This window comes from Hymenobacter profundi (genome assembly GCF_019334315.1).
GTDB lineage: Bacteria > Bacteroidota > Bacteroidia > Cytophagales > Hymenobacteraceae > Hymenobacter > Hymenobacter profundi.
This window is the reverse complement of sequence record NZ_JAHWGL010000139.1, coordinates 1-10,478: the sequence shown is the minus strand read 5'-3', so window position 1 is coordinate 10,478 and position 10,478 is coordinate 1. Positions and strand designations below refer to the sequence as shown.

At 57.3% G+C, this 10,478-nt stretch carries 8 protein-coding genes; 4 read left to right on the top strand and 4 right to left on the bottom strand.

Features of this window, described 5'->3' with window-relative positions:
• Window positions 1-69: 69 nt before the first annotated feature.
• Both ppk1 and KYK14_RS20425 read right to left on the bottom strand, forming a co-directional pair.
• Window positions 70-2,163, bottom strand: coding sequence for a polyphosphate kinase 1 (gene ppk1, locus KYK14_RS20430; RefSeq protein ID WP_219161558.1), 2,094 nt, complete (start codon window positions 2,161-2,163; stop codon window positions 70-72).
• Between the two features lie 12 nt (window positions 2,164-2,175).
• Window positions 2,176-2,670 (bottom strand): SixA phosphatase family protein, encoded by a 495-nt coding sequence (locus tag KYK14_RS20425; RefSeq protein WP_185281558.1) that lies wholly within the window; start codon window positions 2,668-2,670, stop codon window positions 2,176-2,178.
• Between the two features lie 326 nt (window positions 2,671-2,996).
• Between KYK14_RS20425 and KYK14_RS20420 the strand changes: the two genes are divergently transcribed.
• Window positions 2,997-4,982, top strand: a complete 1,986-nt coding sequence (locus KYK14_RS20420) for a T9SS type A sorting domain-containing protein (RefSeq protein ID WP_219161556.1) — start codon at window positions 2,997-2,999, stop codon at window positions 4,980-4,982.
• Between the two features lie 129 nt (window positions 4,983-5,111).
• Here KYK14_RS20420 and hflX read toward each other — a convergent pair whose 3' ends face one another.
• Entirely contained in the window at window positions 5,112-6,368 is a 1,257-nt protein-coding gene (hflX, locus tag KYK14_RS20415) for a GTPase HflX (protein WP_425514706.1), read from the bottom strand.
• Between the two features lie 262 nt (window positions 6,369-6,630).
• A complete protein-coding gene (locus KYK14_RS20410; RefSeq protein ID WP_219161552.1) occupies window positions 6,631-7,080 on the bottom strand; it encodes a c-type cytochrome in 450 nt (149 codons plus the stop codon).
• 281 nt (window positions 7,081-7,361) lie between these two features.
• Between KYK14_RS20410 and KYK14_RS20405 the strand changes: the two genes are divergently transcribed.
• From KYK14_RS20405 to rfbC, 3 genes are all read left to right on the top strand, one after another.
• Window positions 7,362-8,582, top strand: coding sequence for an alpha/beta hydrolase family protein (locus tag KYK14_RS20405; RefSeq protein WP_219161550.1), 1,221 nt, complete (start codon window positions 7,362-7,364; stop codon window positions 8,580-8,582).
• A gap of 100 nt (window positions 8,583-8,682) precedes the next feature.
• Window positions 8,683-9,807, top strand: a complete 1,125-nt coding sequence (locus KYK14_RS20400; protein ID WP_208306649.1) for a glycosyltransferase family 4 protein — start codon at window positions 8,683-8,685, stop codon at window positions 9,805-9,807.
• A 49-nt stretch (window positions 9,808-9,856) separates the two neighbouring features.
• Entirely contained in the window at window positions 9,857-10,399 is a 543-nt protein-coding gene (gene rfbC / locus KYK14_RS20395; protein ID WP_219161548.1) for a dTDP-4-dehydrorhamnose 3,5-epimerase, read from the top strand.
• The last annotated feature ends 79 nt before the right edge of the window (window positions 10,400-10,478 follow it).

Here is a 10,478-nt window from a genome sequence, read left to right as displayed (position 1 = left end):
ATGACCACTGTTCTCACGTGATAAGGTCCTTCGCAAGCTCAGGATGACAACCCTCCTACCCTCCTACCCTTACTTCCTACCCTTCTTCTGCGCTAGCTTCTTTAGGTATTCGTAGGTGGCGAGTTGGGCTTGCATGGGGGCGGCGCCTTCTTCGGCTTGGATGAAATTGTTGTGATAGTCGCGCGACTTCACATTGTCCTGGCGCTGGAAATCGAGGAGCAGGCGCACTTCGGCGCGTAGCTTGTCATCGAGAATGGGGAAGGCTACCTCCACGCGGCGGCTCAGGTTGCGCGCCATCCAGTCGGCGGAGGCCACGTATACCAACTCCTTGCCGCCGTTGCCGAATACATACACGCGGGCGTGTTCCAGGTAGCGGTCCACAATGCCTTGCTGGCTGATGTTGTCACCCAGGCCCGCCGCATCGGGTATCAGGCAGCTAATGCCCCGGATGAGCAGCTCTACCCGCACGCCGGCCTGACTGGCCTGGTAGAGCCGCTTGATCATGTCATCGTCCTGTAAGGCATTCAGCTTTAGAATGATATATGCCTCTTGGCCGTTCTGGGCGCGTTCGATTTCTGCGTCTACCAGCGCATCTAGGCGGGTGCGCAGGTCGAAGGGTGCGGCCAGGATGTGCTCCAAGTTGGTGGGCGGCTGCCGGTCGTGGAAGTAGCGGAACAGCGCGGCCACCTCCTGCGTCAGACGCGGGTCGGCCGTAAACAGGCCGTGGTCGGCGTAGATGCGGCTGGTGGCCTCGTTGAAGTTGCCGGTGCTGAGGTAGGCGTACTGGCGGTTCTGCTCATTCTCAGTGCGCGTAATCAGCAGCAGCTTGGTGTGCACCTTCAGCTCGGGCATACCCATAATCACATCGGCGCCGGCTTTCTGGAGCTTATCGGCCCAGAAAATATTGGATTCCTCGTCGAAACGGGCTTTCAGCTCCACTACCACGGTCACCTGCTTGCCTTTTTTCAAGGCTTTCAGCAACGACTTTACCACCTCGCTCTTGCTGCCCGCTACCCGATAGAGCGTGATGCTGATGCTGTTGACCAGCGGATCGGTCGCGGCCTCGCGCAGCAGGTTCACGACGTAGCTGAACGACTGGTAGGGCAGATGCAATAGGTGGTCTTGCCGGGCAATGGCCGCCAGCATGGTACCCGGCCGCGCCGGCAGGGTAGGATGGGGTAGGGGTGGCTGCGGCTCGTACTGCAAGTGCGTCAGCTCGAAATCCGGGAAGCCGAAAAAGTCACGAAAGTTGTGGTAACGGCTACCCTCCACCAGCTCGTCCTGCCCGATGCCGGTTTTCTGCATCACGGCGCGCAGCACCTCCTTGGGCATGGCGGGGTCGTAGAGTAGGCGGGCCGGGAAGCCGGTTTCGCGTTTTTGCAGGCTACTTTTGATTTTGGTGAGCAGGTTGCTCGATACTTCTTCCTGAATATCCAACTCGGCATCGCGCGAGAGCTTGATGGCCTGCACCTGCACGCGCTCATAGTCAGGAAACAACTCGTGCGCCCCCACCCGAATCACGTCGTCCAGAAACATCACGTAGTGCTCCTTGCCCTCGTCGGGTAGGCGCACAAAGCGGCCGCCGTGGCGCTTGGTGGGCAGCTCCATCACCAGCACGCGTTCCTCATCGGCCTGCTTTTTATTGGTGAGATGCGTCAGAAAAAAGGTGAGATACACCGACTGATCGCGCAGGAACAGGTGGTGCAGGTTATCGTCTAGAAAAACGGGGGAGAGCAAGTCGCGCACGTGCTCGTGGAAATACGTTTGCACCCAGTCGCGCTGCGTGGGGCTCAGATCGTGGTCCGAAATCAGGTGAATGTGCTCCTGTTGCAAGCCCGGCAAAATCTGCTGCCGAAACGTGTCGCCGAAAGCCTGCTGCTGCCGCCCTACCTCCTGCAACACCGTTTGGAGCAGATCGGCGGGGTCCTCGCCCAGCTTGGCGCGGGTTTTCTTCTTGAGCTTCACTAGGCGGCGTAGCGTGGCCACGCGCACCTTGAAATACTCGTCGAGGTTGCTGGAAAAAATAGCCAAGAACTTCAGGCGCTCCAGCAGCGGCACATTGGGGTTTTGCGCTTCCTGCAACACGCGGTAGTTGAACGTCAGCCAGCTCAGCTCACGGTTGAGGAGGGGAAGCGCCGGAGGGGTAGGAGTGGACGTTGACATAAGGCGAAGCGGCTATTTCTGGTTCTTGGGCGTGTCGTAGAAGTAAAACTCTGCGTTGGCTTGGTCAATTTCCGCCCAGCGCTCTACCCGAAAGTGCAGGCATACAACGGCGCCCGTCGACATTTCATTGATGAGATTAGGCGAGAGCAAATTGGCAAAATCGGTGATGGTGTTGTTGTGGCCCACCAGCAGCACTGAGTTGGCCGTATCGGGGCACTCGCGCACTACCCGCAACAGATCTTTCACCTCGGCCCGGTAGATGCTTTCATCCACCACAATTTTATCGTGGGGGTAGTTGATTTCGCGCGCCACTAGCACGGCTGTGCTTTGGGCCCGCACGGCCGAGGAAGTCAGCAACAGGTCTACCTTGATATTGCGCTCGGCCAGGGCCTGTCCCATCATAGGAGCGTCGTCGCGGCCTCGGTCGTTGAGTGGGCGCTGGTGGTCATTCAATTCGTCGTAGCTCCAGCTGGATTTGGCGTGGCGCATCAGATACAGAATTTTCATGGGTAGGGGCACGGTGGGTAAGCACGTCTCTTTACTACGCCCCGGCCGAAATGGTTATCTGGGCCGGGTAGCGCTGCTGCCAGGTTGTGTGCAAGAAGAGAGCCGATATAGATGGCTAAGCACAAGCAAAAGTACCAGCTATAGATGTGATTCAATTAGAGAATACTCTTATAAAAATGAGAATATTTATAAATAATATAAGATATATGTATTGGTTTATATTCATTGTAAAAGGAATTTTGCTGTTGAAAACACAAGTAATCAAGGCAATGCGTAGATATTATACTTCCCTAGGCAATAATTTACTTATTCCTGTTTTAGGATTATTGCTACACACTGCTGCGTATGAGGCGAAAGCGGAGGGATCTAAGAATCTAACGCCCGGTACAGCACCCCGCACCGCGGCCAACACAGCCAATGACTATGTGGGCTACCTCCAGCAAAACGACACCAACCAAGATAACACGCGCGGTTTCCTGAATGCTGGTAGCCCCGCCGATGAGCGCCTATATGTACACGTAGAGCCTGGCGAAACCGTGTACTACGGTGTGCACCGCATGGACTACACGCAAAACCACACTTCTTTGCGCATTCAACTGCTTTACCAGCCAAGCGGGGGAGCCATTACGGTAGTAAACAGCAACCGGCTGGACCCAATCCCAGGCACTCCCAGAGGTTCGTTGCTGGCTGCCGCGCCTGGCGTCATCAATACGCCGCAGGAGGCGAGTGTTGGGCCTGACTATAATGGTTCTATCACTGGGGGCTATAAGCCTTTGTCCTACACCAACAGCACAGGTAGCGCTCAGGAGTTTTGGCTGGAGTTTGTGGAGGTGAACACCAGTGATGCGCCTACCACCAAAGTGCGGGCAGCCTACGATATCTGGGACGTGACGGTGCGCGCCAGCACCGGCGAGAAAACCGGGCGGCTCTACTCCCAGAGCTGGGGCTTTACGGCGGGTGCAGGCGATGCCCGGCTGGCGAATTCCTTCTCGCTTTACCCCCTCATTCCGAACCCCAACTACAAAGGTACCTACTTCATCAAGCGGGTAGACTACGCCGGGATGCAGCCCTGGGGCGTGTTGCTGACGGCTAATTCCTACGGAGTAGACAACACCTCCGGCACGTACAAAGACTGGCGCAAGAGTCGTAGCGGCTCCTTCAGAACGGCCGAGTATAAGTTGTTTGTCAATGACCCCGATCCTGCCATCTACCCCACTACCATCCGGCCCGGCGCTCCCACCATCAGTACCAGCTGCCGCCCCGATAACAAGGGCGCTATCTTCACGTTGCGGGTAGATCAGGCCGGGTTTGGCACCATCTTCATCGACGGTAACAACAACAAAACCTACGAAGCCACCACCGACCGTCTGCTCGAAGGCCTGACACAGATCGGCAACAACACATTCGACTGGGACGGCAGCTCCGATACCGGGGCCGCTATGCCTTCCGGCAACATCAGCATCACATACTCCAGCGGGGTAGGGCCAGTTAACTTTCCTATCTACGATGCGGAAAGCAATACCAACGGCATTATTATTCGGGAGGTGCGCCCCGGCAATACGGGCAACGTTGACTATGCTTTCTGGGATGATGCTCTGCTCACCAACTTCCCGGCGCCCCAGCAGAATCCCTACGGCATCAACTCGGCTGCGGGTGCCCACAAGTGGGCCAATGATATTGGCGACAACCGAACCGTAAACACCTACGCCGTGGGCCTGATTGCCCGTAATCAGTCCAACAACATTACTTATAACAACGGTAGCTGCCTGGTAATCGCTCCTATAGTGTTGCCCGTAGAGCTAACCAGCTTCACAGCTACAGCCCAGAAACAGCAGGTAGCGTTGCGCTGGGGCACAGCCTCAGAAAAGAACAGCGCACAGTTTGTGGTAGAGCGTAGCCTCGATGGGCGACTATTTGAGGCCGTGGGGCAGGTTGCAGCGCAGGGCAATACCACCAGTGCCCACAGCTACTCGTTCCTCGACCCGATTTCCGATCAGGTTGGCAGCGTGTACTACCGCCTGCGTCAGCTCGACCTCGACCAAACGGCTCACTTCAGCCCGGTAGTGGCAGTGCAACTGTCCGCAACGGCGGGCACGCTCTACCCCAATCCTGCTACCAGCGAGGTAGCTTTACGGTTTGCCGTGCCCCTACCCAGCGGGGTAGAATACGTCCTGCTGAACGCGGCCGGCCAAGTAGTGCAACGTGGACAAGCCGCAGGGGGCACGGAGTTACGCATTTCTGTGGCTGGTCTGCCTGGCAATAGCCTCTACCTGCTGCGCGTAGCCAACCATACCTACCGCTTCTCGAAGTAAGTTGCCATAAAAACCGCCTGTCATCCTGAGCTTGCGAAGGACCTGCTCACGCCAGAACGATACTCGTATCAACGACTCGTTCTGGCGTGAGCAGGTCCTTCGCAAGCTCAGGATGACAGGCGGTTCACTTTACTCTGCCTCGTCGTACTCCAACGTATTGGGGTAGCGCTGGCGGTGCAACTCGCCTACCTTGCGCACCAGCAAGGCCCGCAGCTCGTCGATGTTTTCACGCTCCTGGGCCGAGATGAAAATCACTGGATCATGCATTTTGGCCATGTAGGAGGCTTGCAGTTGGTCAAGGGTAGGGCGGATCAGGGTGCCTTCTTCCTCGTCGGGGTTCATGTCCTCGAATCCGCCTTCGGGGTCGAGGCCCGCTTCGGCTTCGGGGTTATACTGGTCGATTTTGTTGAAGACGAGCAGGATGGGCTTGTCGGCGGCGCCGATGTCTTTCAGCGTGTCGTTCACTACCTCAATGTGCTCCTCAAACGACGGGTGCGAGATATCGACCACGTGCATCAGCAAGTCGGCCTCCCTAATCTCATCCAGGGTGCTCTTGAAGCTCTCAATCAGGCGGGTAGGGAGCTTGCGGATAAACCCTACCGTATCGGACAGCAGAAACGGCACCGTGTCTAGTACCACCTTGCGTACCGTGGAGTCGACGGTAGCAAACAGCTTGTTCTCGGCAAACACATCGGAGCGGGAGAGCAGGTTCATAATCGTGCTCTTGCCCACGTTGGTGTAGCCCACCAGCGCCACCCGCACCAGCCCGGTGCGCGACTTGCGCTGCGTGACGCTTTGCTTGTCGAAGTCCTTCAGCTTTTCTTTTAGGAAGGAAATCCGGTCGCGCACCACGCGGCGGTCAGTCTCGATTTCCGTTTCACCCGGTCCGCGCTGGCTCACGCCACCGCCGCGCTGCTTGTCCAAGTGCGTCCAGAGGCCCGTGAGGCGGGGTAGGAGGTACTGGTACTGGGCCAGCTCTACCTGCGTGCGCGCCGTGGCCGACTTGGCCCGGCTGGCAAAGATGTCGATAATCAGCAGCGAGCGGTCCACGATTTTCACCTTCAGCTCAGCCTCCAGGTTGCGCAGCTGCGAGGGCGACAAATCATCGTCGAAGATGATCATGCTGGCCCCCGAGTGATTCACAAACGCTTTGATTTCGGCTAGCTTGCCCTCACCCACAAACGTGCGGATATCGGGCTTTTCCAGGCGCTGTACAAAGCGCTTCACCACTTGCGCGCCGGCGGTTTCGGTCAGAAACGCCAGCTCATCAAGGTATTCCTGAGTAGTCGTATTGGGTTGGCGCTTGTCGGGTACGGCTACCAGTACGGCAGATTCCTGTTCCTGGGCCGTGTCGTAGGTAGCGTCTTTATTGCCTTTGGCCAGAATGCGGCCCGCCCGGCCCTTCACCGTGTCGGTGGCGCCGGGGTGGCGGGTGCTGTTTTGGCGAGGTTTGGAGCCGGAGTTATTGCTCAAAATATAAGAAAGTTAAGTTGTTGAAAGTTTGATTGTTACTGACGCCTGTCATTCTGCGCTTGCGAAGGACCTTATCAAGTCAGAACGAAGGTCATAACAACGACTCGTTCAACTGGCATAAGGTCCTTCGCAAGCTCAGGATGACAGACGATTTTTCACTCAGTCACGCCGCTACTCAGTCACTCGTAAGCGTCAGCGAGTAGGCGACTACCTGTTCCATCTCGGCGTCGCTGAGCTGGTCTTTGAAGCCGGGCATCTTACCTAAGCCGTTTTTCACCATATATATACGGCCCGTGGTATTGAGGTTGCTTTTGGTGAGGTCGTGGGCGCCGTTAGCACCTTTGCGGCCATCCTCGCCGTGACACACGGCGCAGCGCTGCGTGTAAATAGCGTGGCCAGCTGCCAGCGCATCCTGGTTTAGGGTGCTCACAATGGCCGTGGGCACGCCCGCCGAGTCGGTAGCCGTGACAACCGTAGTGCCGGCCGGCGACACCGACACTGCCGGCGTAGCGTGGGTAGTATCGGCCGACTGGCAGCTGCCCAAGCCAGCGAGCAGCAGACTGCCCAGCACGATTCGGGGTAGGTAGGAAATCATCATTAGAGCCATAACAACAAAACGAGCCACAAAGTAACCAAAGTACCAAGCGCAATGACAGAATATATAGCAGATTGAAGGTATAGAGGGTCGGCCGCGCCCAAGGGGTAGGCTTTTGCGCGCTGTGTAGCGCGTCTGGTTTATGTTGCTACGTCAGCCGGTACAAGAGGTTTATACACTCCTGCTTGCCTGTGTCTTCTGAAAAGTAGTGTTGTGCTTACAGGAGATAGTATAGATAAGTATTTGGTTAACAGATAAATATACTTTACCTTGCCTGCTTCCCCGTACGCTTGCCCAACTTCCTTTGTTATATGATTTCGAAACCAACTACGTACTCTTCGGGCCGGTGGCTCCTGCTATGGTTGCTGTTGCTGCTGGCGGGTTGCCAGTCTACTTCCGATGATCCGCAGCCAGCGCCAGCCAGTGGGCAAGACCTGTTTGTGTCGGCCACCAAGATTGTGACGGCACCCAAAACGCTGTTGCAGGCGGCGGCCGCATCGGCCGGTTTCGGTAACTACGCCCAGTATGTGCAGTACGATGTGACGTTTTACAAGCTCATCTATAAGACAACGTTTCAAGGCAAGGAAATTCAGGCCTCGGGGCTGGTAGGAGTTCCACTCAATACGCCCAAGCCACCCGCGCTGCTGAGCGCCCAGCATGGCACCATCTTCCGCTTGGCCGATGCTCCTTCCAACTTCCCGAATTCCTTCAGTGGCTTTGAGCTGTTTGCCGGGGCGGGCTTTGCTACCGTCATTCCAGACTTCATTGGCTTTGGCGCGTCCGACAATATCTTCCATCCCTACTTCGACCAGCCTGCCTCGGCCGCTGCCGTGGTAGATATGCTGAAGGCCACGCAGTACTACCTGCAAAGCCAGCAGACAGCGCTCAACGACCACCTGTTTTTGGTAGGCTATTCCGAGGGCGGGTACGTCACGATGGCCGCACAAAAGGAAATCGAAACCACTACGGCCCACAACCTCACGCTCACGGCTGTGGCTGCCGGCGCCGGTGGCTACGATCTGCCAGAAATGCTCACGGGCATCGCCACCACGCCCACCTACGCTACCCCGGCATTTTTGGCGTTTATCCTGCAAGCCTACAACACCACCTATGGCTGGAATCGGCCGCTGACGGATTTCTTCCAGCAACCCTACGCAGGTAGGCTGCCCGGCCTACTAGATGGCTCCAAAGCGCTGGATGAAATTGACGCCAGCCTGACTACGAAACCTGCGGAATTGTTTGCCCCCGCGTTCTACACCAATCTGCAAAATGGCACTGGCGAAGCCGACCTGCGGCAAAAGCTCCGCGACAACAGCTTCCTGACCTGGGTGCCTAAAAGCCCCACGCGCCTGTTCCACGGCACCGCCGACGAGTCGGTTTTCTACCAGACATCCGAAACAACGTTCAAGCGTTTTCAGGCGGCCGGTGCTGCCAACGTGGAGTTTATTCCCATTCAGGGCGGCATGCACCGCACCAGCATTGCCCCGATGATGCTGAACGTGCTACCCTGGTTTCAGTCGTTGGATAAGTAGGGCTGAAAGGAAGTAATGGGGTGGTAGTGGTGTAATAATTGTTTGGGCGGACACGATGCCATTCTGCATCCTACCTTTGCGCTCAAACCACCCTGCCTGCATGCGCGTTGCTATCGTTATCAATACCTCCTGGAACATCTGGAACTTCCGGCGTAGTCTGGTGAAAGCCCTGCAAGCCGCCGGCCACGAGGTGCTGGCCATTGCGCCCCCCGACGACTACTCGCAGCGCCTGGAAACCGAGCTAGGTTGCCGCTACGTGCCGGTGCTGATGGAAAACAAAGGCACCAACCCCGCCAAGGACGCCCAGCTCACGCAGCGCTTTTACCGTATCTACCGCCGCGAGCGGCCCGATGTGGTGCTGCACTACACCATCAAGCCCAATATCTACGGCACGCTGGCCGCCAAGCTGGCGGGCATTCCCAGCGTCAACAACGTGTCGGGGCTGGGCACGGTGTTTATCGTGCGCAACCTGGTGAGCCGGGTGGCGCTGGGCCTCTACCGGTTTGCGTTTCGGTTTCCGAAGCGGGTGTTTTTCCAGAACGGCGACGACCGCCAGTTGTTCCTGCAATACCGGCTGGTAGCGCCCGGCATCACCGATTTACTACCCGGCTCAGGGGTAGACATACAGCGGTTTCAACCCGCTCCTGAATTCACGCGCAACACGCCTTTCACGTTTTTGATGATTGCGCGGGTGCTCTATGAGAAAGGTGTCGAAGAATATTTTGAAGCGGCGCGGCTAGTGCGCCAGGCCGTGCCCGGCACGCGGGTGCAACTGCTGGGTGGTATCGATGAGAGTGGAGGGGTAGGCGTGAAACGCGTCATCTTCGAGCAGTGGCTGCAAGCTGGCAATATCGAGTACCTAGGCACTTCCGACGACGTAGCTGCCCTCATACGCGAGGCCGATTGCGTGGTGCTGCCCAGCTACCGCGAAGGCACGCCCAAAACCTTGCTCGAAGCCGCCGCTATGGGCAAGCCCATTGTAACAACCGACGTACCCGGCTGCCGCGAAACCGTGGTGCACGGCCACAACGGCCTGCTCTGCCAAGTACGCGACGCCGCCGACTTAGCCGAAAAAATGCTGCAAGTGCAGCAGCTCTCCGATGCCGACCTAGCTCAAATGGGTCGCGCCAGCCGCCAGCTAGCCGAGCAAAAGTTTGACGAACAATTGGTGCTGGACAAATACCTGCGCATTGTGGCCGACGTGACGCGGCGCCAGACAACCTAAATTTCGCAGCCTGAAGAAAAGGCTGTTCTTACTGCTTAATTAGTGATACATGGAATTTAAGTACTTCAATATTGCAGATGTGGTAGAGGTACTGCCTCGCGTGTTTGGTGATGCCCGCGGCGCGTTCTTCGAGTCGTTCAGCGCGGAGAAGATGACGGCCGCCGGCATCACCGGCGACTGGGTACAGGACAACCAGTCGCGCTCCGACCGGGGTGTGGTACGTGGGCTGCACTTTCAGGCGCCGCCTTTCGCCCAAGCCAAGCTAGTACGCGTGGCTTCCGGCCGCGCCCTCGATGTGATAGTGGACATCCGCAAAGACTCGCCTACCTACGGCCAGCACGTAGCCCTGGAGCTGGATGCCGAGCGCTACAATATGCTCTACGTGCCGGTAGGCTTCGCCCACGGCTTCACGGCACTGGAAGACAACACGTTGTTTCTCTACAAGTGCACCAACTACTATGCGCCGCAAGCAGAAGGTGGCCTACGTTGGAACGACCCCGCATTAAGTATTGACTGGGGCGTGACAGATGCTACCGTGTCAGCCAAAGACCAGGTGCTGCCGCTGCTGAAGGACTTTGTAAGTCCCTTCTGAAGCTGTCATCCTGAACATTCCGCGCATCAAGCGGCGGCGAAGGTCCTTCTCCCGCTAGAACAACAGGCGTATCAACGAC

Bases quoted from the DNA above. Each gene is read 5' to 3' on its own strand.
- ppk1 (WP_219161558.1), bottom strand. From the start codon at position 2,163: ATGTCAACGTCCACTCCTACCCCTCCGGCGCTTCCCCTCCTCAACCGT.
- KYK14_RS20425 (WP_185281558.1), bottom strand. From the start codon at position 2,670: ATGAAAATTCTGTATCTGATGCGCCACGCCAAATCCAGCTGGAGCTAC.
- KYK14_RS20405 (WP_219161550.1), top strand. From the start codon at position 7,362: ATGATTTCGAAACCAACTACGTACTCTTCGGGCCGGTGGCTCCTGCTA.
- KYK14_RS20400 (WP_208306649.1), top strand. From the start codon at position 8,683: ATGCGCGTTGCTATCGTTATCAATACCTCCTGGAACATCTGGAACTTC.
- rfbC (WP_219161548.1), top strand. From the start codon at position 9,857: ATGGAATTTAAGTACTTCAATATTGCAGATGTGGTAGAGGTACTGCCT.